The 24,463-nt window shown below is 69.7% G+C and carries 28 protein-coding genes; 11 read left to right on the top strand and 17 right to left on the bottom strand.

Annotated elements, in window-relative coordinates; translation table 11 throughout:
• Window positions 1-66: 66 nt before the first annotated feature.
• On the top strand, window positions 67-1,059 hold the full coding sequence (locus tag LVQ62_RS04660; RefSeq protein WP_233765710.1) for a TIGR03557 family F420-dependent LLM class oxidoreductase: 993 nt from the start codon (window positions 67-69) through the stop codon (window positions 1,057-1,059).
• A 59-nt stretch (window positions 1,060-1,118) separates the two neighbouring features.
• On the opposite strand, the gene LVQ62_RS04665 is transcribed toward LVQ62_RS04660, so the two are convergent.
• The 5 genes from LVQ62_RS04665 to LVQ62_RS04685 all read right to left on the bottom strand — a co-directional run bounded on the left by LVQ62_RS04665 (window position 1,119) and on the right by LVQ62_RS04685 (window position 6,373).
• Window positions 1,119-2,234 carry a YihY/virulence factor BrkB family protein gene (locus tag LVQ62_RS04665; protein WP_233765712.1) on the bottom strand — a complete coding sequence of 372 codons (1,116 nt, stop codon included), beginning with the start codon at window positions 2,232-2,234 and terminating at the stop codon, window positions 1,119-1,121.
• Between the two features lie 69 nt (window positions 2,235-2,303).
• A complete protein-coding gene (locus LVQ62_RS04670; protein ID WP_233765714.1) occupies window positions 2,304-2,924 on the bottom strand; it encodes a bifunctional 2-polyprenyl-6-hydroxyphenol methylase/3-demethylubiquinol 3-O-methyltransferase UbiG in 621 nt (206 codons plus the stop codon).
• A gap of 43 nt (window positions 2,925-2,967) precedes the next feature.
• Window positions 2,968-3,303: a DUF779 domain-containing protein gene (locus LVQ62_RS04675; protein WP_179483821.1), complete on the bottom strand. Its 336-nt coding sequence runs from the start codon at window positions 3,301-3,303 to the stop codon at window positions 2,968-2,970.
• A 162-nt stretch (window positions 3,304-3,465) separates the two neighbouring features.
• Window positions 3,466-4,989 (bottom strand): aldehyde dehydrogenase, encoded by a 1,524-nt coding sequence (adh, locus tag LVQ62_RS04680; protein WP_179483304.1) that lies wholly within the window; start codon window positions 4,987-4,989, stop codon window positions 3,466-3,468.
• Window positions 4,990-5,125: 136 nt separating this feature from the next.
• Entirely contained in the window at window positions 5,126-6,373 is a 1,248-nt protein-coding gene (locus LVQ62_RS04685) for a GAF domain-containing protein (protein WP_233765716.1), read from the bottom strand.
• Between the two features lie 233 nt (window positions 6,374-6,606).
• Here LVQ62_RS04685 and LVQ62_RS04690 point away from each other — a divergent pair, with 233 nt between their 5' ends.
• Window positions 6,607-7,512, top strand: coding sequence for an LLM class F420-dependent oxidoreductase (locus LVQ62_RS04690; RefSeq protein WP_233765718.1), 906 nt, complete (start codon window positions 6,607-6,609; stop codon window positions 7,510-7,512).
• 78 nt (window positions 7,513-7,590) lie between these two features.
• On the opposite strand, the gene LVQ62_RS04695 is transcribed toward LVQ62_RS04690, so the two are convergent.
• Both LVQ62_RS04695 and LVQ62_RS04700 read right to left on the bottom strand, forming a co-directional pair.
• On the bottom strand, window positions 7,591-8,997 hold the full coding sequence (locus LVQ62_RS04695) for a hypothetical protein (protein WP_233765720.1): 1,407 nt from the start codon (window positions 8,995-8,997) through the stop codon (window positions 7,591-7,593).
• A 141-nt stretch (window positions 8,998-9,138) separates the two neighbouring features.
• A complete protein-coding gene (locus LVQ62_RS04700) occupies window positions 9,139-10,125 on the bottom strand; it encodes an aldo/keto reductase (protein ID WP_233765722.1) in 987 nt (328 codons plus the stop codon).
• Between the two features lie 119 nt (window positions 10,126-10,244).
• Between LVQ62_RS04700 and LVQ62_RS04705 the strand changes: the two genes are divergently transcribed.
• Complete coding sequence (locus tag LVQ62_RS04705) at window positions 10,245-10,817, top strand: DinB family protein (RefSeq protein ID WP_233765724.1); 573 nt, start codon at window positions 10,245-10,247, stop codon at window positions 10,815-10,817.
• Between the two features lie 40 nt (window positions 10,818-10,857).
• On the opposite strand, the gene LVQ62_RS04710 is transcribed toward LVQ62_RS04705, so the two are convergent.
• From LVQ62_RS04710 to LVQ62_RS04720, 3 genes are read right to left on the bottom strand one after another with little or no spacing between them, the layout of a single operon-like run.
• A complete protein-coding gene (locus LVQ62_RS04710) occupies window positions 10,858-11,478 on the bottom strand; it encodes a maleylpyruvate isomerase N-terminal domain-containing protein (RefSeq protein WP_233765726.1) in 621 nt (206 codons plus the stop codon).
• Complete coding sequence (locus LVQ62_RS04715) at window positions 11,475-11,645, bottom strand: DUF1203 domain-containing protein (RefSeq protein ID WP_233765729.1); 171 nt, start codon at window positions 11,643-11,645, stop codon at window positions 11,475-11,477. The genes LVQ62_RS04710 and LVQ62_RS04715 overlap by 4 nt, the downstream gene beginning before the upstream one ends.
• Window positions 11,642-11,977, bottom strand: coding sequence for a DUF1203 domain-containing protein (locus LVQ62_RS04720; protein ID WP_233765731.1), 336 nt, complete (start codon window positions 11,975-11,977; stop codon window positions 11,642-11,644). The genes LVQ62_RS04715 and LVQ62_RS04720 overlap by 4 nt, the downstream gene beginning before the upstream one ends.
• A 157-nt stretch (window positions 11,978-12,134) precedes the next feature.
• Between LVQ62_RS04720 and LVQ62_RS04725 the strand changes: the two genes are divergently transcribed.
• A complete protein-coding gene (locus tag LVQ62_RS04725) occupies window positions 12,135-13,097 on the top strand; it encodes a GDSL-type esterase/lipase family protein (RefSeq protein WP_233765732.1) in 963 nt (320 codons plus the stop codon).
• A 73-nt stretch (window positions 13,098-13,170) separates the two neighbouring features.
• Here LVQ62_RS04725 and LVQ62_RS04730 read toward each other — a convergent pair whose 3' ends face one another.
• Window positions 13,171-14,127: an NADP-dependent oxidoreductase gene (locus LVQ62_RS04730; protein WP_233765736.1), complete on the bottom strand. Its 957-nt coding sequence runs from the start codon at window positions 14,125-14,127 to the stop codon at window positions 13,171-13,173.
• Between the two features lie 107 nt (window positions 14,128-14,234).
• On the opposite strand from LVQ62_RS04730, the gene LVQ62_RS04735 reads away from it, so the two are divergent.
• Window positions 14,235-14,735, top strand: coding sequence for a GNAT family N-acetyltransferase (locus tag LVQ62_RS04735; RefSeq protein ID WP_233765738.1), 501 nt, complete (start codon window positions 14,235-14,237; stop codon window positions 14,733-14,735).
• Here LVQ62_RS04735 and LVQ62_RS04740 read toward each other — a convergent pair.
• Together LVQ62_RS04740 and LVQ62_RS04745 are read right to left on the bottom strand one after the other, a co-directional pair.
• Window positions 14,717-15,637: an LLM class flavin-dependent oxidoreductase gene (locus tag LVQ62_RS04740; protein WP_233765740.1), complete on the bottom strand. Its 921-nt coding sequence runs from the start codon at window positions 15,635-15,637 to the stop codon at window positions 14,717-14,719. The genes LVQ62_RS04735 and LVQ62_RS04740 overlap by 19 nt on opposite strands.
• Window positions 15,637-15,819 (bottom strand): hypothetical protein, encoded by a 183-nt coding sequence (locus LVQ62_RS04745; RefSeq protein WP_233765744.1) that lies wholly within the window; start codon window positions 15,817-15,819, stop codon window positions 15,637-15,639. Before LVQ62_RS04745 ends, LVQ62_RS04740 begins: the two co-directional genes overlap by 1 nt.
• 93 nt (window positions 15,820-15,912) lie before the next feature.
• Here LVQ62_RS04745 and LVQ62_RS04750 point away from each other — a divergent pair, with 93 nt between their 5' ends.
• Both LVQ62_RS04750 and LVQ62_RS04755 read left to right on the top strand, forming a co-directional pair.
• Complete coding sequence (locus tag LVQ62_RS04750) at window positions 15,913-16,506, top strand: TetR/AcrR family transcriptional regulator (protein WP_233765746.1); 594 nt, start codon at window positions 15,913-15,915, stop codon at window positions 16,504-16,506.
• Window positions 16,507-16,582: 76 nt separating this feature from the next.
• The gene (locus LVQ62_RS04755; protein ID WP_233765748.1) at window positions 16,583-17,161 is read left to right on the top strand and encodes a HutD family protein; all 579 of its coding nucleotides are present in this window, start codon (window positions 16,583-16,585) and stop codon (window positions 17,159-17,161) included.
• A 120-nt stretch (window positions 17,162-17,281) separates the two neighbouring features.
• Here the strand turns inward: LVQ62_RS04755 and LVQ62_RS04760 are convergent, their stop codons facing one another.
• Window positions 17,282-18,010 (bottom strand): peptidase E, encoded by a 729-nt coding sequence (locus tag LVQ62_RS04760; protein ID WP_233765750.1) that lies wholly within the window; start codon window positions 18,008-18,010, stop codon window positions 17,282-17,284.
• Window positions 18,011-18,030: 20 nt separating this feature from the next.
• The gene (locus LVQ62_RS04765; protein ID WP_218883769.1) at window positions 18,031-18,609 is read right to left on the bottom strand and encodes a TetR/AcrR family transcriptional regulator; all 579 of its coding nucleotides are present in this window, start codon (window positions 18,607-18,609) and stop codon (window positions 18,031-18,033) included.
• A 125-nt stretch (window positions 18,610-18,734) separates the two neighbouring features.
• On the opposite strand from LVQ62_RS04765, the gene LVQ62_RS04770 reads away from it, so the two are divergent.
• Window positions 18,735-20,324, top strand: a complete 1,590-nt coding sequence (locus LVQ62_RS04770; RefSeq protein ID WP_233765756.1) for an MFS transporter — start codon at window positions 18,735-18,737, stop codon at window positions 20,322-20,324.
• 125 nt (window positions 20,325-20,449) lie between these two features.
• Complete coding sequence (locus LVQ62_RS04775; RefSeq protein ID WP_233765758.1) at window positions 20,450-21,274, top strand: transglutaminase family protein; 825 nt, start codon at window positions 20,450-20,452, stop codon at window positions 21,272-21,274.
• Between the two features lie 88 nt (window positions 21,275-21,362).
• On the opposite strand, the gene LVQ62_RS04780 is transcribed toward LVQ62_RS04775, so the two are convergent.
• Both LVQ62_RS04780 and LVQ62_RS04785 read right to left on the bottom strand, forming a co-directional pair.
• Window positions 21,363-21,512, bottom strand: a complete 150-nt coding sequence (locus LVQ62_RS04780; RefSeq protein ID WP_179483287.1) for a GPGG-motif small membrane protein — start codon at window positions 21,510-21,512, stop codon at window positions 21,363-21,365.
• Between the two features lie 142 nt (window positions 21,513-21,654).
• Window positions 21,655-22,437, bottom strand: coding sequence for a PIG-L deacetylase family protein (locus LVQ62_RS04785; RefSeq protein WP_233765760.1), 783 nt, complete (start codon window positions 22,435-22,437; stop codon window positions 21,655-21,657).
• A 76-nt stretch (window positions 22,438-22,513) separates the two neighbouring features.
• Between LVQ62_RS04785 and LVQ62_RS04790 the strand changes: the two genes are divergently transcribed.
• Together LVQ62_RS04790 and LVQ62_RS04795 are read left to right on the top strand one after the other, a co-directional pair.
• Complete coding sequence (locus tag LVQ62_RS04790; RefSeq protein WP_233765766.1) at window positions 22,514-23,980, top strand: cytosine permease; 1,467 nt, start codon at window positions 22,514-22,516, stop codon at window positions 23,978-23,980.
• Between the two features lies 1 nt (window position 23,981).
• On the top strand, window positions 23,982-24,461 hold the full coding sequence (locus LVQ62_RS04795; protein ID WP_233765768.1) for a nucleoside deaminase: 480 nt from the start codon (window positions 23,982-23,984) through the stop codon (window positions 24,459-24,461).
• Window positions 24,462-24,463 lie beyond the last annotated feature (2 nt).

A 24,463-nucleotide genomic window follows, 5' to 3' on the forward strand; every position in this document is an offset into this window, starting at 1 on the left:
GCAGCCCGTGTGCGACGCCTCGGCCGGGGGCTGCGCGCGCACCGGGTCGGATGCGAAGGTGAGCGCATGACGACCCACTTCGGATACACCCTCATGACCGAGCAGAGCGGACCCAAGGAGCTGGTGCGCTACGCGCAGGCGGCCGAGGACGCCGGTTTCGATTTCGAGGTCAGCAGCGACCACTACTCGCCCTGGCTGGCGGCGCAGGGGCACGCGCCGTACGCCTGGACGGTGCTCGGCGCGGTCGCGCACGCTACGAGCCGCGTCGAGTTGATGACGTACGTGACCTGCCCGATCCAGCGTTACCACCCGGCCGTGGTCGCGCAGAAGGCCGCGACGCTGCAGATCCTGGCCGACGGGCGGTTCACCCTCGGGCTCGGTTCGGGGGAGAACCTGAACGAGCACGTCACCGGCGATGGCTGGCCCCCGATCGACCAGCGCCAGGACATGCTGTCCGAGGCCGTCGAGATTATCCGCGAGCTGCACGGGGGCGACCTGGTGACCTACGACGGCGAGTACTTCCGGGTCGACTCCGCACGCATTTGGGACGCTCCCGAAGGCGGCGTCCCGATCGCCGTCGCCGCGGGCGGCCCCAAGGCGATCGCGCGCTTCGCCCCGCTCGCGGACCACCTCATCGCGACGGAGCCCGATGCCGAGCTGGTGAAGGCCTGGAACGGGCTGGAGGATGTGGCGGCGATCGGCAGCGGTGCCAGGGCCATCGGGCAGATCCCGATCTCATGGCACCCCTCGAGCAGGGAGGAGGCGATGAAGGCTGCGCACGAGCAGTTCCGCTGGTTCGCGGGGGGATGGGCGGTCAACTCCGACCTGCCCACGACGTCCGGTTTCGCGGGGGCGTCGAAGTTCGTGCGTCCCGAGGACGTCGCCGACACCATCCCCTGCGGCCCGGATCTCGACGAGCTGGTCGAGAAGGTCGCGCCGTTCTGGGAGGCCGGTTTCACCGACGTGGCGGTCGTACAGGTCGGCGACGAACTGCAGCAGCGGTTCCTCGACGAGGCGGCCGGTCCGCTGCTGGAGAAGCTGCGCGCAGCCGCCGGCTGAGATCGTGACCGTGACTCAGGTGAGTCCGAGAGCCACAGGTCGTCCTGAGTCTCTCGGACCTACCTGAGCCACCGTCGTTCTTCGATGGGCCGTTCCGGCATGGGCTCGGTAGGGCTGTCCTGCCGGTCGGCGTGGGCGTCGGCACCGGAGTCGGCCGCAGCGCCCGGCTCCGACGGTGGCGGCTGATCGAAGGTGACGTCGATCTTCTCGAATCCCTTGTGCCGCTGTGCCTTCGCCAACGCGACGTAGGTGCGCCGGTCGCCGCCGGTCAGTTGCACGTTGTCGGTGAACGGCGTGAGCAGGGCCCGGGGGTAGAGCTTCTTGTCGATCACGACATTGATCTCGGTACAGAAGACCGTGATGACGCTGGCCAGGTAGATGAACGCCAGCAGCCCGAGCACCGTCGCGAAGATGACGTTGGTCTCGCTGTTCTTCGCGTGATCCACCACCCGGCTGACATAGCGGACGCCGTAGGTCTGCAACAGAGTCAGCGCGACGGCTGCGATGAGTGCTCCTGGCAGCACCTGCCGGATCTTCAACTTCCGCGACGCTCCGTGGCGATAGATGGGGATGAAGAGGAGCGTGTCCAGCACCAGGGGCAGTGCCCAGTGCATGATCAGCACCCACCACTGACCGTTGATGAGGCCCACGATCGCGGAGGCGGCCGTGGCCGCGAGCAGCACGAGCGCGGTGACGCCGATGAGCAGGAGGCTGCGCAGCCGACCTGAGAAGGGATCGGGTCGCTCGTTGCGCGGCACCGCCCATGCGGTGTTCATCGCGTACTGGACGGCCTGCCCGATGCCCAGCCCGCCGTAGATGGCGATCGCCAGTCCGGCCAGCACTCCGCCCAGGCTGCCGCTGAGCCGCTTGGGGTCCTGCAACTGCTTGCCCACGATCGGGAACTGCCCGGCGGCGGAGTTGACGATCTCCTGTTGCAGCTGCGGGTAGTGCCGCAGCACGAAGCTGAGCACCGTGCTGAGCAACAGCAGCAGCGGGAAGAGCGAGACGAAACCGTAGTAGGTCATCAGCGCCGCGAGATAGCTGCCCGAGTCGTCGAAGAACTTGTAGACGACAGCGATGGGGAAACCCACGATCCGGTGTCGGCGTTGGAAGTCGTCGAGCCAGAGCGTGCGCCGACTCGGCTCCTTCGTCGGCGTCGAGCCAGCATCCGTCACACCCCTATGGTGACGGAGGATCATGAGCATGCGGACGGCGTACCGGCGAACCGGGTCGTTTCCTCGGTGCTAGAGGGCGCGCAGGAGGAACACGGCGTAGTCGGCCTCCTCGCTGCTCGGCAGCAGGTCGTACGACGCGAAGCGGGCTTCGACACGCAGCCCGGCTGCCTGAGCATCGGCGATGAACTCCTGCGCCGGGTAGGTGCGTGAGCTGCGCGGCTTCGCCTGCAGGTGGAAGCCGACGAGCATGCGGCCTTCCGGCGCCAACAGAGCGCGCAGACGTCCCAGCACCTCCGGCTCGGTGTCGGGTGCGAGCAGGATCATCACGTTCCCGACGCACACGACCACGTCGTACGTGCTCGGATGACCTTCTGCCTCAAGGATTTCGGGGGTCAGCTCGTCGAGCCGGGCTTCGACGACCGGTAGATGGGGGTAACTCTTGCGGGACTGCTCCAGCAGGGCAGCGTCGAGATCGACGCCGACGACGTCGTGACCGCGATCCTGCAGAGCAGCACCTATCCGGCCCATCCCGCTGCCGGCGTCGAGGATCCTCGCGTGCCGAGGTGCGATGACGTCGGCCAGTCGCGCTTCGCCGGTGATGTCCGCGCCGCTGGAGCGCAGGTCGGCGAACGTGCGCCCGTAGTCGCGATGGTCCGACGATTCCCAGCGGGTGGTGCGGTGTGCATGCATACCGCGCAGCCTGCCAGGCGCCCGCGAGGACGCCGTCCTCTCCTCAGATGGGGCAGGCGGTGGTGTCGGTGGGGGTAGGCATGAGGCGGGAGCGGATGAGGAATCGGTGCCCGGTCGGCGCCTCCAGGGAGAAGCCCGCACCGCGGCCCTTCACGAGGTCGATGGTGATGTGGGTGTGCTTCCACGCCTCGTACTGCTCGCGCGTCATCCACACCGCCACCGGGTCGCCCTCGCCGACGTCGAGATCACCGAGGTGCACGTCGTTCTCGCCCAGGATCAGATCGCCGTCGGGATAGCACATCGGTGCCGATCCGTCGCAGCAGCCGCCGGACTGGTGGAACATCAGTGGCCCGTTGCGTTCGCGCAGGTCACGGATCATCTCGGCGGCAGCCGGTGTGACCGCGACCTGTTCAGGTACCTCGGAAGCACTTTCATCGATCGACACGGTGCACCTTTCGCCGACTTCGCGGGGACCCTTTGCGGGGTCCCCGCGAAGTGTTGCAGGAGACGGCGTTGCGCCGACTCCGTCGTACGGGGCGGTTTAGAAGAAGCCCTGCGCGTTCTGGGAGTAGGACACCAGCAGGTTCTTGGTCTGCTGGTAGTGGTCGAGCATCATCAGGTGGTTCTCCCGGCCGATGCCCGAGGACTTGTAGCCGCCGAACGCGGCGTGCGCCGGGTAGGCGTGGTAGCAGTTCGTCCACACCCGGCCGGCCTGGATGTCGCGACCGGCGCGGTACGCCGTGTTGGTGTCGCGCGACCAGACGCCCGCCCCGAGCCCGTAGAGGGTGTCGTTGGCGATGCTGATGGCGTCGTCGTAGTCGTTGAACTTCGTGACCGAGACGACGGGTCCGAAGATCTCCTCCTGGAAGATGCGCATCTTGTTGGTGCCCTCGAAGATCGTCGGAGCGACGTAGTAGCCGCCCGACAGGTCTCCGCCCAGATCGACGCGCTCGCCACCGGTGATGATCCGGGCGCCCTCCTGGGTGCCGATGTCGATGTAGGACAGGATCTTCTCCAGCTGGTCGTTGCTCGCCTGCGCACCGATCATCGTGTCGGTGTCGAGCGGGTTGCCCTGCTGGATCTTCTTGGTGCGCTCGGTCGCGGCCGACAGGAACGGGTCGTAGATGCTGTTCTGGATCAGCGCGCGGCTCGGACAGGTGCAGACCTCGCCCTGGTTGAGCGCGAACATCGCGAACCCTTCGAGCGCCTTGTCCTGGAACGCGTCGTCGGCGCTCATCACGTCGTCGAAGAAGACGTTGGGGCTCTTGCCACCGAGCTCGAGGGTGGCCGGGATCAGGTTCTGGCTCGCGTACTGGGCGATCAGCCGGCCGGTCGTCGTCTCACCCGTGAAGGCGATCTTGCGGATCCGGCTGGAGCTGGCGAGCGGCTTGCCCGCCTCGACGCCGAAACCGTTGACGACGTTCAGGACGCCCGGCGGGAGCAGGTCGGCGATCAGCTCCATGAGCAGCATGATCGAGGCCGGCGTCTGCTCGGCGGGCTTGAGGACGACGGCGTTGCCGGCGGCCAGCGCGGGCGCCAGCTTCCAGGTCGCCATCAGCAGCGGGAAGTTCCACGGGATGATCTGCCCGACGACGCCGAGCGGCTCGTGGAAGTGGTAGGCCACGGTGTCCTCGTCGATCTGGGACAGGTGGCCTTCCTGCGCGCGGATGGCACCGGCGAAGTAGCGGAAGTGATCGACCGCCAGCGGCAGGTCAGCGGCCATCGTCTCGCGCACCGGCTTGCCGTTGTCCCAGGTCTCCCCGACCGCGAGCATCTCCAGGTTCTGCTCGATGCGGTCGGCGATCCGGTTGAGGACCGCTGCACGTTCGGCCACCGAGGTCTTGCCCCATGCGGGGGCGGCCTTGTGGGCGGCGTCCAGTGCCAGGTCGATGTCCTCCGCCGTGGACTGGGCGACCTCGCAGAAGGTCTTGCCGGTGACGGGAGAGGGGTTCTCGAAGTACTGGCCCTTGACCGGGGCGACCCACTCGCCGCCGATCCAGTTGTCGTAGCGGCTCTTATAGGTGGTGGGGCTACCGTCCTGCCCCGGCTGCGCGTACGTGCTCATCGACATCTCCATCCGAAGGTGCTGTGCGTCTGGCTCTGGCCAGACTTGCCTGTGACGCTAATCACAGACACGTTGCGCGAACGTTGCACCGGCTGTGCCTGCGATGTGGGGGTCGTCGAGCGTTCTGTGACCGGTCTCAGCCGAGCTCTCGGTCCAACCGCGCGAGGTGTGCGCGGACGCCGTCGTGGCGGGGAGAGCCGGGGTGCAGGCAATCGCGCACCGCACGCCAGACCTGCTCGTCGTCGTACCCGTGAGCGGTGTCGGCGAACCTCAGGAGCAGGTCGGGGTCGGCGGTGCGGATCAGCGCGTCGCGTACCTGGCGGTGCAGCTGGTCGCGCAGCCGGCAGATGCCGGGTGCATCGGACGTGGGCAGCAGCGGGCCGCGGTAGAGATCGAGTGCGGCGGCGATCCGGTGCCCGCGTAGCAGGTCCTGGACCTGTTCGACGTCGGTCACCAGGTGGGGGTCGAGCCGGTAGGGACGTGAGGTCAACGTGAGCGGCGCGAGCGCGGTGCGCAACCTCGACAACTCCGCGCGCACGGTGACCGCGGCGTGGTCGTCGCTGCTCAACTCGACCGCCAGGCGGTCGCCGGAGATGCCGTCGCGCGCCTGGCCCAGCAGGACCAGCAGTTCGGTGTGCCGTCCGGACATCCGGGTGATGCCGTGGCTGCCCTCGAGCGCCCCGCCGCTCTCGCGACCGAGCGACCGGAGCAGCATCCCGGCGCCTTGGCGATCCGAGGCGCGAGTGAGTCGGTGCAGGCGCAACTCGCTCTCGACGGCCGCGACGGTCGCCTTCACGATGGTCAGGGTGTGCGGCGCCGCTACGTCGTCCCCACCGGTCAGATCGAGCGCGCCGAGCACCGCGCCGGTGTCCGGGTCGTGGATCGGGGCCGCCGAGCAGCTCCACGCTGTGACCGGCCTGGCCAGGTGCTCGGCCGCGAAGATCTGCAACGGCTGGTCCAGGGCGAGGGCCGTGCCGGGTGCGTTGGTGCCGGCCGCCGCCTCGGACCAGAGGGCGCCTTCGACGAAGTGGATGCCCTCGGCCCGGCGGCGCAGCGCGGTCGGTCCCTCGACCCACATCAGGCGCCCCGCCGCGTCGCTCACCGCGACCAGCATCCCGGCTTCGCGGGCGTCGTCGACGAGCAGGCGGCGGATGACCGGCATCGCGTCCGCGAGCGGGTGGCCCGCCCTCCAGGCCTCCAGGTCGTCGTCGAGCAGGTCGACGGGTGGACTGGAGTGGTCGGGATCCAGCCCTTCACGGATGCTGCGTTGCCACGAGCTGCGTACGACGGGCCGCAGACCGTCGGGAGTCTCACCGGTGCTGACGAAACGGTCGCGCGCCTCCGCCACGCTGCGGAGCCGGTCGCGCCGGTCACGGTCAGACACGGTCACTCATGGCAGCTGGGCCGTGGAGCGCCGCGGGTCGGTCGATACGACCCCGGAGCGCGTGCCATCGACGAAGGGCGTGGGCGCGGCAGTGCGGACCATCGGGCAGCTTCCGGGACGGCGGAAATTCCACGATACGCGTCGCCGCGCCCCCTGGCACGGACAACGGCGGATGCCATCGGTGCCTTCCGGCGCGCGTACCCGCGCGCTGACGGGAGGTGCAGGATGGGGAGATGCGCATCGGACAGCAAGTGCCGTACTTCTCCTGGCCGGGTGCCCCGGAATCCATCGCTCCGACACTCGGTCGGATCGCGCGGGACTCCGAGCACGCCGGCCTCTCCAGTCTGTGGGTGATGGACCACTTCTTCCAGATCGAGATGATCGGCCCGCCCGAGCTGGACATGCTCGAGGGCTACGCGACCCTGGCGTTCCTCGCGGGGCAGACCTCGCGGATCTCGCTGGGCACTCTCGTGACCGGCGTGACCTACCGCCACCCGGGCCTGCTGGTGAAGACCGTCACGACCCTCGACGTGCTGTCCGGCGGCCGCGCGCTGCTCGGCATCGGCGCCGCGTGGAACGAGCAGGAGCACCGCGGCCTCGGTGTGCCGTTCCCACCGATGAAGGAGCGCTTCGAGCGGCTGGAGGAGACCCTGCAGATCGCGCTGCAGATGTGGGCCGGAGACGAGACGGCGTACGCCGGACGGCACTACCAGCTGGAGCGCCCGCTCAACGTGCCGCAGTCGATCAGCCGACCCCACCCGCCGATCATGCTGGGCGGCAGTGGAGAGAAGAAGACGCTGCGGATGGTGGCGCAGTACGCCGACGCGTGTAACATCTTCGACCTCGGTCCCGAGGGGGTGCGCGCGAAGTACGACGTGCTCGCCGCGCACTGCGAGCGTCTCGGTCGTCCCTATGAGGACATCACCAAGACCGTCATCACCCAGCTGTCGCTGTCGGAGCGCGGTGGTGAGGAGCGCGAGCGTGGCGGCCCGGCGATGACCGTCGCCCAGGCCGTCGACAAGCTCGGCGCGCTCGCCGAGATCGGCACCGATGTGGCGATCGTCGGAATGGCGGACAACAACGACCCGGCCGTCTACCCGCTGCTGGCCGAGGTCGTCCGTCAGGTGGAGCCTCTCTGACCTGCCCCCGACGACACGACCGGCCGGACCCGCACCTTCACGGGGTGCGGGTGCCGGCCGGTCGCCGTACGCGGGCGGTCAGTGCGCCCGGATGACCTTGTGCTTGAGGCGCATCGTCGGCCGCTGCGACAGGACGCGCTTGGCAAGTTGCCGAGCGGACAGGTTCTTCGCACCCACGACGCCGTCGTCGGTGAAGTCGAACCGGCCGTACGTCCAGGCCTGCACGTCGATGCTGCCCTTGCCGTTGTAGAAGCCCACCTGCGGGAGATCGCTGTTCATCGCAGAGTCGAGTTCGGCGGTGAGGGTGCCCGAACGGGTAGCACCGGCAAGGGTGTTGATGATGCTGGTGCTGCGTGTGTTCAGCAGGTCGGTGGTCTGGGCGACCCAGGTGCCGGCGGTCGGGGCGACCGCGGCCGTGGTCATGTTGACCGCGACGGTGCCGTCGTCGATCGCCGAGGACGGCAGCGTCGCCAGTCGCGCGCTGTCGGCGCCGAGGCGACCCTTCGTGATCCCGAGGCCGGTGACCGTGTTGACCGCGAGTTGAGGTGCCGTGGGTCGGTAGGCCGCGCCGAAGGCGTCCCGGCCCTGGTCGTAGAACCCGCCGATGGACAGCGCCACGTCGGTCGAGCCGCCGAAGGCGCCGACGACGAACTTGTACGTCGCGACGGTGTCGCCGCCCTCGGACTGGCTGCTGACCAACGTGACCGGCACGATCACCGAGCTGCTGACCGAGTCGTGGTTGCCGAACTCGAGCGACGGCACGTAGGGCCGGCGACCGGTGCCGCTCCACGCGGTGAGGCCGCCGGTGCCGCTCGGGCTGAGGGCGCTGATGTTGAGGTCGAGCGCGACCACCGTGGGTGCCTGGAAGTTCGGGTCGTCCGAACCGAACCCGATCTCCAGGTCCTCCTCGAGCTGGTCGCCCGGTTGCAGACGGGCGCCGGACATCCTCGTGTCGTCGGTGAGTTCGAGGTCGCTCGGCAGGTAGAGCCCGCCGGCGGCCGCCGTCGACGATGAGGATGCGTACCAGCCGACGACGTCGATGCGCAGGTGCGCCTGGTACGCGCCCGCGCCCGCCACGGAGATGCGGCCGGTCGAGCTCACGGGCACGGTCACCCTGCCGACCTGGGTGCTGCGACCGCCGTACGCGAAGCTGACAGCGGCCGGGCGCGACGTGCCCGCGGCGTAGGCGACGAACGCGCCGTTGCCGTGCTGGTCGAACGCCGTCAGCTGGACCACGACGGCGGACACCCCGGTCGACGGGATGCCGTTCCTCCCGGTGACGCTGTAGGTGACCGAGTTCTTGCTGGAGACGTAGCCGGTCCTGCCGCCCCAGCCGGACTGGGTGTCGGCGACGCGCGCCGTGGTGCTCGGGTGGTAGGTCCCCATCGCTCCGGGCGTGGCGGCGTGCGCTGACGTCGGTGCTGCGGCCCAGGCGGAGCCTGCGAGCGCGATGGCGAGGAGCGGTGCTGCGATTCTGCGTGACACGTGTGGGTCCTTCCCCCGAGTGCGGACCGCCGCCGTGGCGATCCGTGCCGAAACCTAGCGTCTGCAGGTGCTTCGGCAGCCCGAATCGGGGTAGGGACTTGCGGTGCTCGTCCGGTCGGCTGCCCGACGGACGCCGCGGGGTCACCAGCGGGGCATCATCTCCGCGGGGTAGCGGCTCCCGTACGCGCCCCTCGGCAGGATCTGCGCCACCCGCTCCAGGTCGGCGGTGCTGAGCGTGAGGTCGGCCGCGGCGACGTTCTCCGCCAGCCGCTCCGGGCTCCGGGTGCCGGGGATCGGGACGATGTCCTCGCCCTGGGCGAGCAGCCAGGCGAGGGCAAGCTGTGTCACGGTGGCGCCCTTCTCGCGGGCCAGGTCGGTCAGCTGGTGGATCGCCTCGACGTTCTTCTCGTAGTTGCCCGGCTGCCAGCGGTCGTCCCAGCTGCGCATGTCGTCCTTGGGGTACTCCGCGGCCGGTTTCACCGTGGAGGTGAGGAAGCCGCGACCGAGCGGTGAGTACGCGACGAAGCCGATCCCCAGCTCGCGCACGGCCGGAAGCACCTCGGCCTCGACCGCGCGCTCGAAGATCGAGTACTCCGTCTGCAGCACCGAGACGGGTTGCACGGCGTGCGCGGCGCGGATCTGCTCCGGGCCCGCCTCGCTCAGGCCGAAGTAGCGGACCTTGCCCGCGTCGATGAGTTCCTTGACGGCCCCCGCGACGTCTTCCATGGGGACGTCCGGGTCGGGGCGGTGCTGGTAGAGCACGTCGATGTGGTCGGTCTGCAGGTAGCGCAGGCTGTTGTCCGCGACCTCCCGGATGTGCTCCGGGCGGCTGTCGAACTCGCGCCCGCCGTCGTTGGTGCGTGGCAGGACGAACCCGAACTTCGTGGCCAGCACCATCTCGTCGCGGAAGTCGCGCACCGCCGCGCCGACAATCTTCTCGTTGCTGCCGCTGCCGCTGCCGTACAACTCGGCGGTGTCCAGCAGGGTGACCCCCAACTCGTGCGCCCGGTGGATGGTGGCCGTGCCGCCCGGCTCGTCGCCGGCGCCGTACGCCATCGTCATACCCATCGTGCCGAGGCCGATGGCGCCGACCCGCAGACCCTGCGTTCCCAGTTCGCGATGTTCCATGCATCGACGCTAGCCCCGGTGGCGCCGTTGCGCGACCGGGCTGCGGGCCCCCGGCGGGGTCCGCCGCCCGGCCCGGATGCTCCGTCCGGGGACCCGCCGGGCGGGGAATGATGGTGCTCATGAGCGCCGACGACCGAGCGCGGGCCGGGCTCGGGGGCACGCTGCCACCGTTGGCCGGTGAGGACTTCACCTGCGAGCGGTGCGGCCTCAGCTACCCGCAGGTGTCGCTCGACCGAGCCGTCGCGCTGATCGCGGGGGTGCCCGATCTGGTGAGGACGGCGGTGGCTCCGTTGTCACCTGAGGCTCGGCGGCGCCGATGGGGACCGGGGCTGTGGTCGGTCACGGAGTACGTGTGTCACCTGCGCGACGTGTACGCCGCGTACACGATCCGGCTGCACCGCGCGCGTACCGAGGACGAGCCGGTGCTGGAGCCGATGCTGAACGATCTGCGGGCCCGCAGGTTTCGCTACAACGACCTCGACGTCGACGCGGTGATCGCGGAGCTGCAGGCGACGGCCACGGGGTTCCGCGAAGAAGTGGCGGGGACCGGGCCGAGGCACTGGGATCGGCGCGTCACGCGGCTGCCCGGTGAGAGCCGCACTGCTCTGTGGCTGGTCCGCCAGGCCGCACACGAGGGGCAGCACCATCTCGAGGACATCCGGCAGGTCGTGGCTCACGTGAGTGGTGCGTGAGACTCCGCCTTCGCCCCCGTCGCTCCGTGGGTCGGGGCGCTCAGGCCACGATGCTGAATCCGGGTGGCAGGTCAGCCCGTCCGGTGAGCGCGCGCAGCATCTGCGGGCCGCGGCCGGCGCGGGCCGCGATGCGACCGGCCAACGCGCACGTCTCGTTCAGCGATGCCGGTGTGAAGGTGGTCGGCAGGTCGGCCGCGGCGCCGATGTCGAGGCCGTGCACCACCAGCTCGAACGTGCGGGTCGGAAGGTAGGCGTCGACGGTCATCCCGCCGGCGATGGTCGTGATCACCGCGGCCGGATCGGCCGAGGCGAGCTCGGCGCCGACCTGGTCCACGAGTGCGCCGAACCCCGCTGCGGGATCGTCGCCGAGGGCCCGCCCCGCCTGACGACCCCGCTCGAGGACGGCCCCCGGATCGACCTGCCGGCCGCTGGGCAGCACATGGGCGAAGTAGGTCTCCGGTGAGGCCTGGTCGATGCGTTCGGCGGGTTGGTGCAGGTAGGTCAGCACGGTGGTGAGCGCTCGACCGGTGTGGCCGACCAGTGAGCGCAGGTCCCAGTCGCCGAGCCCGGGACCGTCCCAGGCATCGGGACCGATCCGCCCGACCAGGTCGACCACCGAGGCTGCGGCCTGCAGATAGCTCTCGGCGTTCTGCGTCCTCACGCCGAATCGTCTCCCGAAGCGTGACCCGCGCCGACCGCGTACATGAAGCACTGCGAGTCGAGGTTGCGCACGTGCACCGTCGCGACATCCGCGTGCGACAACAGTCGCTGGATGATCGGCTCGAGCGCGACCTGGTCCGGCACGACCGTGTTGTGCTCATAGTTCATGGTGTCGTCCGCGCGGTGCGCAGCAGTCGCGGACCGGTCGACAGCTGCGCGGGAAGCCGCTCGGACGTCGGATAGCCGTCGCACGGCGCGGCGTGGATATAGACGGGCCCGACCTCGGTCCATACCGACGGATGGTCGAACGGCGCGTACGAGATAAGGGCGATGTGCTCTTCTGGCTCGGCGTAGCGCAGGCAGCAGCGCAGGGGCTCGCCCTGTCCGGTGGCGGCGAACGGGGCCACCTGGTTGCCGTGCCCGTCCGCATCGTTGCGGCGCACCTCGTCCAGGCGGGTGCGGTCGATGGCCTGCACGAGCAGGTCGGTAGCGGTGTCCATATGTCCCACTGTCGCAGCCGGACGGGAGCTGCGCTGGCGGAAAACCGACATTGCGTTCAGGGTCCTGAAGTCGCCGGTTCGGGGCTGTCCAGGCAGGTGGCCGTGCTACTTTCCGAAACGGTTCGGGGCACATCGGTTCTACGGAGAGTAGGCATTCATGCGCGTTCCAGTCCTTCGGCATTCTCGGCGCAACATCCTCGCTCTGACCGCGACGGCGGCGCTGAGCGTGGGGGTCGCCGTGCCGTCCCTCGCGGCGACGGCACACCCGGCTCAACCGCCCCACTGGGGCTCCTCGCACCAGCGGCCCGTCGTGCCGGGCTCGGATTATCTGGCCCTGGGTGACTCGGTGGCCTTCGGCTACCGCGAGCCCACGACCTTCCCGCCGCCGAACTACCTGGACCCCACGAGCTTCGTCGGTTACCCCGAGGAGGTCGGCACCGCGCTCGGCGTGCGGGTCACGAATGTTACCTGCCCGGGTGAGACCTCCGGCAGTCTCATCAACACGGCCACCCCGAGCTACGCGTGCGAGACGCCCGCGGGATACCGCACCAACTTCCCGCTGCACGTGACCTACCGCAGCAAGACCGAGAGCCAGCTGACCTTCGCGGTGGACTTCCTGAAGAAGCACCACAACACCCGCCTGGTGACGCTCGGCATCGGCGCGAACGACGCGTTCCTGTGCCAGGCGCAGCACGGCGGCACCTGCACCGGCACGGCGTTGGCGACCACGCTCGCCGGGATCAGCAAGAACGTGAGCACGATCCTGTCCACCCTGCGCCAGCAGGCGCGCTACTCCGGCCAGATCGTGATCGTGAACTACTACTCGACGAACTATTCCTCGGCCACCGCGAGCGCGGGCAGCGTAGCGCTCAACCAGGTCATGGACACGGCTGCCAAGCCGTACGGCGTCCGGATCGCCGACGGGTACGCCGCGTTCCAGAACGCCGCACTGCACTCCGGTGGAGACAGCTGCGCGGCAGGTCTGCTGACGCAGCTGTTCCCGCACCAGACTGCGACGTCGAGCGGTGCCCAGAGCGGCTGCGGGGTGCACCCCAGCGTCGCCGGCCAGGACGTGCTGGCCCACACCGTCGAGGCGAGCGTCAAGAAGTCCTACCGCTGAGCGACCCGTTGCGGGGCCGGGGTACGCCGCCAGTCGCGGCTCCGGCTCGGCCCCGTGACGAGCGCACGCCGCCTCAGGGCAGCAGTGCCAGCTTGCCGCCCGGGTGCCCCGACGTGAGCAGTTCCAGCGCTTTGAGCGCGTCGGCCAGCGGGTAGGTGCCTGCCATGGGCACGACCAGATCGCCGTCGCCCGCGAGTCGAATCAGGTGCGCGCGCACCCCGTCCCGGTACGCCGCGCTCGCCGGCATGGCTCCGCCGATGACACGGATGCCGTCCTGTTCGGCGCGGCCGAAGGCGGCGATGGTGACGATGCGATCCCGGTCCGCGACGAGGGCCAACGAGACATCGACGGCCTCATCGGTGCCGACGCAGTCGAGCGCTGCGGCGATGCCCTCGGGGGCCAGGTCGCGCACGCGGTCCTGCAGTCCCTCGCCGTAGGCGACCGGAATGCCGTCGAACCGCCGCACGGTGTCGAAGCTCTTCTCTCCCGCGGTGCCGATCACGCGCGCGCCGATCAGTCGCGCCTGCTGCAGCAGGCTGACCCCGACGGCTCCGGACGCACCGTGCACCAGGACGGTGTCGCCTCTCGCAACTCCCGTGACATGCAACATCTCCGATGCCGTCGTCCCGGCGAGCAGCAGGTTGGCAGCCTCGGGGAACGAGAGTCCGGCTGGTTTAGCGAAGACGTCGCGGGCAGGGACCGTGATACTCGACGCGTAGCCGCCCGCGACCCGGAAGGCGAGCACCTCATCCCCGACGGCCCCGGCGCCGGAAGCGATCTGAGTGTTCGGTCCCGACGCCGAGATGACGCCGGCGACCTCGTAACCGATGGCCACCGGCAACGCATCCCGGTCGCCGCTGCGGGCGATGTGTTTGTAGTCGGCCGGGTTCATCCCGGCGGCCCGTACGTCGATGGTGACCTCGCCCTCGGCGGGTGCGGGCACGTCGGTCTCCTCCAACCGCAGCACGTCGAGATCGCCGTAGTCCGTAGCGACCCAGTGCTGGGCGGTGTGCTGCGCGTTGTCTGTCATGTCTTCATTCAAGCCCTGGTCGGCGCCGCCGCCTCGGCCGGGCGTGTCCTGGAGCGTCCTCTCGAAAACACCTGGCGGTGGTCCTCGCTCGAGGCTTGGCTGGGGCCGTGACCTCTTCGCCGCAGATCGAGACGTTCACGACCCGGGACTGGGAGCAGGTGTGGCACATCGTTCATGAGGTCGCCCTGGAGCAGGAGACGATCGCCTACGACCCCGCGATGTCCGAACGCGAGGCGCGTTCGATGTGGATCGTGGGACCTCCCGGGCGGACGACGGTGGCGCGTTCGGCCGGTCGCGTCCTCGGCACCGCGAACATGTACGCGAATCGGCCGGGGCCGGGTCACCACATCGCCAGCGGCAGCTTCATGGTCGCGCGTTCAGCTCGGGGCCAAGGCGTGGGCCGGGCCCTGGTGCAGGACGCTCTGCGGTGGGCGACCGTGACCGGGTTCGCGGGGATGCAGTTCAACGCGGTCGTCGAGGGGAACGAGGCCGCAGAGCGGCTGTACGCCGACCTGGGATTCGTGACCATCGGCACCGTCCCCGGCGCGTTCGAGTCCCCGACCCGCGGCCGCGTCGGACTACGTGTGCTCTACCGGACGCTGCCCTGATCCTGTGCTGAGCCGTCCGAGCCGCCCGGAGCGAAGTCCCCGATGATCTCCTCGACCACCCGCCGCACGATGCCGTCGCCGTACGGCGCACCGAGCCCGAGGACGATGTGCGTAAACCCTGCATCGAGCGCCTCGGTGACCCCGGCACGGGTGGACTGCGGTCGATCGAGGGAGACAGGCAGGAAGATCGAGCGGGTGATCGCGGCGGGATCCCGGCCGATCTCGGCACAGAACCGGTCGAGCATCGCGCTGCGGTCGCGCGCGTCGGCGATGTCACCGCCCGGGATGTTCCAGACGTCGGCGTGCTCCGCGACGACGCGAAGGGTCGCGATCGCTCGACCGCCGATGACGATGGGCGGTCCCGGCCGTTGCACGGGCTTGGGGTTGCCGAACGCGCCCTCCAGGTGGTGGTAGGCGCCGTCGAAATCGAACGGGGCGTCCTGCGTCCACAGCTGCCGGATGATCGTGCACGCCTCGGCCAGACTGCCGACCGCGTGGGCCGAGTCGTGGTACGGCAGCCCGTGAGCCACGTACTCGCGCCGGGCGATCGGGACGCTCGGCCGCGATCCGGCGCCGATGCCGAAGTCGAGTCGGCCGCCGGAGACGATGTCGACGGTGGTCGCGATCTTCGCCAGCACCGCCGGCGGCCGGAACCGGTTGCTCGTGACCATCAGGCCGAGTCGCAGGCGGCTGGTCTGCGCGGCGAGCGCTGACAGCAGCGTCCACCCCTCGAAGATCGGGCCGTCCAGGTCACCCCCGATGGGCATGAGGTGGTCGAACAGCCACGCGTGTTCGATCGCGGGGATGTCGTCGGCCTCGCGCCACACCCGCAGGAGGTCGTCGTAGCCGACGTTCATCGGCGGGGTCATGATCCCGAAGCTCGGTCGTGCTGCGGTGGCCATCAGCGGCGCCGCAGCGAGGCATCGGCGATGGACGGGCGGGTGTCGATCCCCACCTCGAGCGCGGCGTCGAGGATCGCGGACGCATCCTCCTGCGTCGTACGACCGTTCGCGCCGAAGTTCATCGCACCGAGCGACAGTGTGCTGACCTGGACACCGGTCCGGCCGAGTGGGCGGTACCGCATGAGCATCTCCTCTGGTGGCATGATGGAAACGGAACGTTGCTCCGACACTATACGGAGCTATGTTCCGTTTGTGAAGGGGAGGCGGAGATCAAGGTGAGCGACGAGGTGACGTCGTGGACCGTGCGCAAGCGTGCGGATGCGCGCCGGAACGAGCAGACGCTGCTCGACGCGGCCGCCGCGGTCTTCGTGGCGCGCGGCGTCGATGCCCCCGTCCGGGCGATCGCCGCGGAGGCCGGCGTCGGGATGGGCACGATCTACCGGCATTTCCCGACCCGTGCGGACCTGGTCATCGGTGTCTACCGCCACCAGATCGAGGCGCTCGTGGACGCCGCGCCGCGGCTGCTCGCCGATCTCGATTCGCCCGCAGACGCCCTCGCGGCATGGATGGACGGGTTCGTCGACTTCCTCGTCACCAAGCACGGACTGGCCGGTGCGCTGCGGTCGGAGGAGGCCAGCTTCGACACGTTGCACGCCTATTTCCTCGACCGGCTCGTCCCGGCCTGTGCCTCGCTGCTCGACGCCGCGACGCAGGCAGGCGAGACACGCAGCGACGTCGACGCCCTCACGCTCATGCACGCCACCGGCAACCTCTGCATCGGCGTCGAGCGGGGCGCCGACACGGCGTACGACGCCCACCGGATGGTCGGCCTGCTCATCACCGGGCTACGACGCTCGTCGCGTACCTGACCCGCACGCGGGCGGCCCTAGGCCATCCTGGGCGGATGAGGACACCGGGCACGTCCATCAGCTGGGATGAGGAACGGTGACAGCGGCTGAAGGCGGGGCGGCGCGGATCCTTCGGTTCGAGGACCTGCAGGTGTCCCGGTGGGCGAACGGTCTGGGGGAGACCCGTGAGCTCGCCGCGTACCGCACGACGGACGGCGCGCTCGTCTGGCGCCTCAGCATCGCGACCATCGCGGCGGCGTCCGACTTCTCAGCGCTGTCGGGTGTGGACAGGCGGCTCATGAATCTCGGCGACGGTCCTCTCTCGCTGGTGGTCGGCGACGACCCGGTCACGGTGCCCCGCCGCGAGGTGGTCTCGTTCCGCGGTGAGGACGCCGTGCGCGCGCTGCACGCGAACGGCTACGACCTCAATGTCATGACGGGTCGCGGGCGGGCGACCAGCAGCCTCGGGACGGTGCGCATCCAGGGGTCCGCTGTGCTCGCCGGTACGGCACCCGCGTTGCTCGCGGTCGTCGCCTTGGACGGTTCACCCGTCGTCACGGTCGGTGATGGCGTCGCCGCACTCACACCGCTGGACTGCCTTCTCGCGACTCCGGGCCGCGACATTGCGGTGGACGGTGATTCCACGGTGGCGGTGGTGCGCATCGCGCTGACCTAAGGGCCCACGCGGTGTCGTCGTGGACGCTCGGGTGGGCCGCCCGCACCCGGGAGGGACCGGGTGGTGCCGTTGTGCGCCGCGCACCTCGGCACGGCCGCACTCTCACCTGCGCCCGCCCGCTCAGGCGGGCAGGCGGCGTACGTCCAGGGCATCCTCACGCACCGTGTCGCCGTCGCGCTGCACGACGTACGCGCCCGCACCGCTCTCGGCGACCGCCTCGACGAGTTCCGTTCCGCGGTAGAGCAGTCCGACCCCGTCGTCGGTGCAGTGGGTCGGGCCCAGCGTGCCGTCGGCGACCAGGCGGTGGATCAGGGGACGGCGCCGCTCCTCGCTGTCGTAGTGCACACCGTTGCCGTAGGGCAGGAAGGCCAGCCCGTCGATCACCGGCGCGAGCTGCGGGCCGAACGAATCCGTCGTACCGCCCTGATACCAGCAGATCGACCCGGCGCTCACCCCGGTGAGGACGACGCCCGCCTGCCATGCGCGGTGCAGGATCGCGTCGAGTCCGTGCGCCCGCCAGACGGCGAGGAGGTTGACGACCGAGCCGCCCATCACCCAGATGACGTCCTGGGAGAGGAGGTGGGCTTCGACGTCCGCGACGTTGGGCATCCCGAAGAGCTGCAGGTTGGTGTGGTCGTATCCGGCGATACGCCCCGCCTCGGCGAGCCCGTGCATGACGTGCGCCGCGTCTCCGCCCGCCGTGGTGACGGTGCAGACCCGCGGAGCGCGCCCTGCCACGCCGGCGAGGTCGACGGCGTACTGCGTGAGCGGGGTGAACTCGAAGTACGTGCGCTCACCGGGCCGCAGGCCGCCGGAGGTCGCGAGGATCGTCGGCTCGTCGGTGGTCACCCGCCGAGTATGCCGACTGCTCAGGCTCTGGTGCCGTAGCGCAGACCGTCGTAGATGAGGTCGACCAGGTTCATCGACACCTGGTCGGCGTCCGGCTGGGTGCTTGCCAGGCAGATCCCACCGAGTGCGCGGGTGAGCTCGGTCGCGCTGGTGTCCGCGCGGATCACGCCCGCCGCGATGGCGGGGGCGAGGACCACGTCGGCGGAGTGCAGCAGCTTCGCGCGGATTGCCTCGAACGGCTCGTGGTTGGTGTTCATCATCGACCGCAGCAGGTGGATGATGCCGCGCTTGACGGCGTAGAAGTCGACGAACTCGCGCATCCACTCATGCAGGGCCTCACCCGAATCCGGGCGCCTCGCAAGCTCATCCGAGCGCTGTGCCAGGTCATCGACGCGAGCGGCATAGACGGCGAGGACGAGGTCCTCGCGGGTGGGGAAGTGGCGGTAGAGGGTGCCGATGCCGACCCCGGCGGTCCGCGCGATGTCATCGAGGGGGACATCGACGCCGTTCGCCGCGAATGCGTCTGCGGCGGTGTCGATCAGCAGCCGACGGTTGCGTGCGGCATCGGCGCGCAGCGGCTTCTTCGCCGTAACGGACACGTGATTCACCTTCTCCTGCCGACCCACTTGCACAACCGGAGGAACCCTCCGTATATTAGTCCAAGCGGAGTTCTTCTCCGTTTCCAGTACGAGGGTACTACTCCTCTGACTCTTAGGACCACTCCATGGCACTCACCACCTCGCCGTCATCGTCGACGCAGTCCGCCCCGGGCGGCACGTCGACCACCGCGCCCGTCGGCGCTCGCAGCCGCGGCCGGTGGGGCCGCCGCTCCGCCGACCGTTCTGCGCGCCCTGCCAACCCTGGACTCATCATGGTCGTGGTCCTCGTGACCCAGCTGATGATCGTCCTCGACGCCGCGATCGTGAACATCGCGCTGCCGGACATCCAGACCCAGCTCAAGATGAACCCCGCCAACCTGTCCTGGGTGGTGAACGCCTACACGCTCGCCTTCGGTGGCCTGCTGCTGCTGGGTGCCCGCGCCGGCGACCTCTTCGGCCGGCGTCGCGCGTTCCTCGCGGGACTCGCGATCTTCACCCTGGCGTCCTTCCTCGGCGGCATCGCCCAGGACTCCGCCCTGTTGCTCGCCGCTCGCGGCCTGCAGGGCGTCGGTGCGGCCCTGCTCGCACCCTCCGCGCTAGCGATCCTGATGTCGAGCGTCAAGCCGGGCCGTGAGCAGACCCGCGCGATCGGCCTCTACACCGTCGTCTCCGCGAGCGGCGCGGCCATCGGCCTGATCGCCGGCGGCGTGCTCACCTCGGTCGCCTCCTGGCGCTGGGTCTTCTTCGTCAACGTGCCCATCGGCATCGTCGTGCTCGCGCTCGGAATCCGGGCCCTGCCGATCTCCAAGATGATCAAGGGCTCCGTGGACGTCGCCGGTGCCGTGCTCGTCACGGCCGGTATGTCGACCCTCGTCTACGGCTTCATCCGCGCCGCCTCCGACGGGTGGAGCGACACTCGCACGCTCGCGTCGTTCGCCGTCGGCCTGGTGATGATGGCCGCGTTCATCCTGGTCGAGCGCAGCGCCAAGGCGCCGATCACCCCGCTGCACCTCTTCGCGCACCGGGACCGCTCGGTCGCGTACGTCGCCCGCACCCTGCTCGTCGCGGGCTCGATGGGCACGTTCTTCTTCATGAGCCAGTTCATGCAGATCGTGCTCGGCTGGACCCCGTGGGAGTCCGGGCTGGCGTTCCTGCCCATCCCGGTGTCGGTCTTCCTGGCCTCGCAGCTCGTCGCGCGGGTCTTCGCGCAGCGCTTCTCCACCAAGGCGATCGCCTCGACGGGTCTGCTGCTCTCGGGCATCGGCCTGACCTGGATGTCGATCCTGGACGTCGGCAGCACCTACGCCACGATGGTGCCTGCTCTGGTGGTCTTCGGACTGGGCAACGGCATCGCGTTCGTGCCGCTCACCACCGCCGGTATCGCCGGCGTCGAGCCGAAGGACACCTCGGTGGCGTCCGGCCTGGTGAGCGTGACCCAGCAGCTCGGCGGCGCCCTCGGGCTCGCGGTGCTGGTGAGCGTCTTCGCCACCGCCGGCAAGGGCCCGGCGGAGACCTCCTCCGCGGGGCGCGCCGCACTCGAGGTCTTCGTGCGGGGTGCGGACCGTGGGTTCGTGGTCGCGGGCGGCCTGCTGATCGTCGCGTTCCTGCTGGTGCTGACCGTGATGCGTCGGCCCCAGCTGCCCGAAGCGGACGAGCTGGTGCTCGCCGAGGCCGAGGTCGCCGAACGCGACCGGGCTGCTGCGGTCACCGACTGACGCAGCCGACATACGGGGAGTCGAGCCGCCGCGCACCCACTCCAGGGTGCGCGGCGGTTCCGCGTGCTCCTGCCGGTAGCGTTCGCTGTCACCGTGCACCTGCTCGAGCGAGGACGACCACACCGATGAACACCCGCACGCTCGACCTGGGGTGCACCTTCCGCTACTCCTCACTGGCGCCGACGGCGGCGGTCTTCCAGGTGAAGCCGACCGACAATGCGAAGGTCACCCTCTCGGGGGAGTCGTGGATCAACTCCGCGGCGGTGGACAGTCACGACTTCCGTGACGCGTTCGGCAACACCTGCACCCGGCTCGTCCTGCCGCAGGGCATCACCACGTTCGAGTACGCGGTGCGTGCCGAGGTGCCCGACGCACCGGAGGACGTCGACACCGACGCGCCCGAGATCTCTCCGGAGCACCTGCCGGATGAGGTGCTGCAGTACACGATCTCCAGCCGCTTCTGCCAGCCAGACGTGCTCGGCACCCACGCGTGGCGGCAGTTCGGCAACCACCCTCGCGGGTACGGCCGGGTGTCGGCGCTGTGCAGCTACGTGCACGAATACCTCACGTACACCATCGGATCCACCAACTCGCTGTCGACGTCGGTGGACGCGTGGACGACCGGGCAAGGCGTGTGCCGCGACTTCGCGCACCTGCTGATCACTTTCTGCCGCGCGCTGAACATCCCCGCTCGCTACGTCTTCGGGTACATGCCGGACATGGACGCGCCGATCAATCCTGCGCCGATGGACTTCCACGCCTGGACCCAGGTCTGGCTGGGGGACCGGTGGTGGGACTTCGACGCGCGGCACGACCGCACCCGCAAGGGCCGCGTGGTGATCGGCCGCGGCCGGGACGCCGCCGACGTGGCTCTCGTGACGACGTACGGCGCTCCGTGGCTGCAGATGATGAGCGTCACCGCACAAGAGAGCAGAGCTACACAGGCCTGAAAAACCGAGTGGCATACCTATGTGTCCAGTGGCGCACTCCCAGGGGGTGCACCGGAAACATATGTATGCCACTCGGCACGAGGAACGGTCAGCGCTTGCTGAGGACGCTCCAGCCGCCGGGTCCTACGGCGAGGCCGACCACGATGAGCACGATGCCCAGGATGATGCTGCCCTTGAGAAGGACCACGATGCCGGCGATCACCAGGATGACGGCCAGGATCCACAACAGAAAGCCCACGACACTTGCTCCTTTGCTTGTCGCGACACGGTTGCCCGCGCGCGTCTGAGACGCGAATTATCAGGCTATACCCAGGAATTCATCTCCCGGTGGATGCCGTGCCGGTGCGCCGAGCACCGCCTGCGCCCGCCTGCGGCGACGGTCAGGCGAACGGCCACCCCTGCGTCATCCCGGCGGGCCGGCCCGGTTCGACGTAGTACTCGTGCCCGAACGATCCCGCGAACACCTCCGGCGACATCGCCATGAACATCCCGATGTCGCTCACCTGGCTCGCGTGAGCCTGCATCGACGCCCGTTTGACCTCCAGAAAGTCGGACACGTCGACGTCCCAGTGGATCTCGCTCTCCGGTAGACCCATCGGGTTGCCGTCGTCCATCGGCCCGTCGACGTCGAAACCCTGACCCTCCGCAGCGTGCGCCATCAGCGCGCGCATCGCGTCCCTGTTCATGGTGACCTCGAACGCTCGCGGGGTACGGCGTGCGAGGGCCTCGGCCCGGTGCGCGACGTGGTGCACCCGTACGTGATCGGGGTGGCCGTACGCCCCGTGCCAGTCGTAGCCGATCAGGATGTCGGCGTCCTCGTCGTCGAGGATCCGCGCGACCTTGGCGGCCGCCTCCTCGACGTCCGCCCGCCCGAACGCGCCCTCGGCGTCGTTCTGCGCCCACCCGGTCATCCCGGAGTCGGCGTAGCCGAGCCACTCGATCCGATCGACGCCGAGCACCCGCCCGGACTCGGCTGCCTCGCGGTGTCGCCGCATCGGCACCGTCTCGCCCTCGGCGAGATCCCCCGCGGCCTCGCCGTGGTCACCGTTGGTGGCGAAGACGATCACGACGCGATGCCCGTCGTGCACCGCGCGGGCGATGCTGCCGGAGGTGGAGCTGGCCTCGTCGTCGGGGTGGGCGTGCAGGAAAACCAGTGTGCTCACCCCGTGAGTATGCCGATCGCCCAGGATTTACGTCGGCGAAACCATCGCCACCGCCCCGAGGCGCCAGACTGGCCCCGTGAGCGCATCCAGCACTGTCGCCAACCCCATCGCCGAGGAGCACTACGGGAGCAAGACCGTCGCCCTCGAACCAGGGGGTGTGGAGTACATCCCGGACAGCGAACGGCACGGCCGTCCCCTGCAGATGCTGTGGACGTGGACCTCTCCCAACCTCGAGTTCGCGACGATCGCCGTGGGCATCATCGGTCCCCTCTTCTTCGGTCTGTCGTTCTGGCAGGCGGCGGCGGCGATCGTGGTGGGTACCGCCCTGGGGTCGGCCACGCACGGCGTGCTGTCCAGCTGGGGGCCGCTGAGCGGGCTGGCCCAGATGGTGCTCAGCCGCTCGGGTTTCGGCTGGGTCGGCAACATCCTTCCGGCGGGCCTGAACGCGCTGGTCGCCGGTGTCGGCTGGTTCGCCGTCAACAGCGTCAGCGGCGCGCTGGCGCTGCACGCACTCGCGGGCGGCATCCCCCGATGGCTGTGCCTGCTGATCATCGTCGCCGCGCAGCTGACGGTCGCGGCGTTCGGGCACAACCTCGTGCACAGCTTCGAGAAGTTCGTGCTTCCGGCTCTCGCCGTCGTCTTCGTGATCGGCGCGGTCATCGCCTTCCACAAGGCGGACCTCAGCACGTCCCACCTGAGTGAGCTGCGCACCGGCAAGACCCTCTTCCCGCCGTTGTCTGTCACCGGCGCGTTCCTGATCGAGGCGGCTGCGGCATTCGGGTACGCGTGCGGCTGGAACCCGTACGCGTCGGACTACACCCGCTACCTGCCGCGCTCCGTCAACCGCGCGCGGACCGGCGGGTACGCCGGACTCGGCGTCTTCCTGTCCTGCGTCGTCCTGGAGTGCGCGGGCGCCGCCATGGTGTTCGTCGTCGCGAAGCCCGCCGTCGACCCCGGCGTCTACACCAGCATGTTCCCCACCTGGCTCGGCAAGCTGACTCTGCTCGGCATCGCCGTCGGCGCCGTGGCGGCCAACGCGCTCAACATCTATTCCGGCGCGATGTCGGCGCTGGCGCTCGGGGTGCGGCTGCCGGTGCACCGCGCACGGATGGTCGTGGCCATGGTCTTCGGCGTCGCGGGTTTCGTGCTCGCCTACTTCGGCCTGGACGACGCCGGCAGCAAGTACGAGAACTTCCTGCTGATCATCTCCTACTGGATCGCCCCGTGGCTGGGCGTCGTGCTGCTGGACCGGCTGCTGCGTCGGGGCCAGGACATCAACGCCCTGGTCCTGGACCGCGGGCACCGCAACTGGGCGGGTCCCATCGCGATGTTCGTCGGCGGAGCCGTGTCGATCTTCCTGTTCTCCAACCAGACCAAGTACCTCGGACCGATCCCCAAGCACCACCCGGTGGTCGGCGACATCACGCCGGTGGTCGGCTTCCTGATCGCGGCCGTCATCTACGGCGCGCTCTACAAGGCCATGGCCGGACAGCCGCGCGCCGACGTACGGCCGGCCGACACCGAGCCCGCGCCGGCAGCCTGAGGTGAGCGCAGGCGGGACCGACCCGCGGGCCACCCGCGGGGACGATCGGGAACGGCTGGGCATCGCCGTCGCCGAGGCGCGGCTCGGGCTGGCGGAGGGCGGCATACCCATCGGCGCGGCACTCGTCGCGGCGGACGGCTCGGTGCTCGGGCGCGGGCACAACCGGCGCGTCCAGGACGGCGACCCGTCGATGCACGGGGAGACGGCGGCGTTCAAGGCCGCCGGACGGCAGTCCACCTACCGCGGCACGACCATGGTGACGACGCTGTCGCCGTGCTGGTTCTGCAGCGGCCTGGTGCGGCAGTTCGGCATCTCCCGGGTCGTGATCGGGGAGGCTCGCACCTTCCACGGCGGCCACGACTGGCTGGCCGAGCACGGTGTCGAGGTGGTGCTGCTCGACGATCCGGAGTGCGTCGGGCTGATGACCGACTTCATCGCCGCTCACCCGGCGCTGTGGCACGAGGACATCGGCGCCGACTGAGC

Source organism: Allobranchiibius sp. GilTou73, assembly GCF_021391335.1.
Taxonomy (GTDB): Bacteria; Actinomycetota; Actinomycetes; order Actinomycetales; family Dermatophilaceae; genus Allobranchiibius; species Allobranchiibius huperziae.

Bases quoted from the DNA above. Each gene is read 5' to 3' on its own strand.
- LVQ62_RS04660 (WP_233765710.1), top strand. From the start codon at position 67: ATGACGACCCACTTCGGATACACCCTCATGACCGAGCAGAGCGGACCC.
- LVQ62_RS04670 (WP_233765714.1), bottom strand. From the start codon at position 2,924: ATGCATGCACACCGCACCACCCGCTGGGAATCGTCGGACCATCGCGAC.
- LVQ62_RS04675 (WP_179483821.1), bottom strand. From the start codon at position 3,303: ATGATCCGTGACCTGCGCGAACGCAACGGGCCACTGATGTTCCACCAG.
- adh (WP_179483304.1), bottom strand. From the start codon at position 4,989: ATGAGCACGTACGCGCAGCCGGGGCAGGACGGTAGCCCCACCACCTAT.
- LVQ62_RS04690 (WP_233765718.1), top strand. From the start codon at position 6,607: ATGCGCATCGGACAGCAAGTGCCGTACTTCTCCTGGCCGGGTGCCCCG.
- LVQ62_RS04700 (WP_233765722.1), bottom strand. From the start codon at position 10,125: ATGGAACATCGCGAACTGGGAACGCAGGGTCTGCGGGTCGGCGCCATC.
- LVQ62_RS04705 (WP_233765724.1), top strand. From the start codon at position 10,245: ATGAGCGCCGACGACCGAGCGCGGGCCGGGCTCGGGGGCACGCTGCCA.
- LVQ62_RS04715 (WP_233765729.1), bottom strand. From the start codon at position 11,645: ATGAACTATGAGCACAACACGGTCGTGCCGGACCAGGTCGCGCTCGAG.
- LVQ62_RS04720 (WP_233765731.1), bottom strand. From the start codon at position 11,977: ATGGACACCGCTACCGACCTGCTCGTGCAGGCCATCGACCGCACCCGC.
- LVQ62_RS04725 (WP_233765732.1), top strand. From the start codon at position 12,135: ATGCGCGTTCCAGTCCTTCGGCATTCTCGGCGCAACATCCTCGCTCTG.
- LVQ62_RS04730 (WP_233765736.1), bottom strand. From the start codon at position 14,127: ATGACAGACAACGCGCAGCACACCGCCCAGCACTGGGTCGCTACGGAC.
- LVQ62_RS04740 (WP_233765740.1), bottom strand. From the start codon at position 15,637: ATGGCCACCGCAGCACGACCGAGCTTCGGGATCATGACCCCGCCGATG.
- LVQ62_RS04745 (WP_233765744.1), bottom strand. From the start codon at position 15,819: ATGCGGTACCGCCCACTCGGCCGGACCGGTGTCCAGGTCAGCACACTG.
- LVQ62_RS04770 (WP_233765756.1), top strand. From the start codon at position 18,735: ATGGCACTCACCACCTCGCCGTCATCGTCGACGCAGTCCGCCCCGGGC.
- LVQ62_RS04775 (WP_233765758.1), top strand. From the start codon at position 20,450: ATGAACACCCGCACGCTCGACCTGGGGTGCACCTTCCGCTACTCCTCA.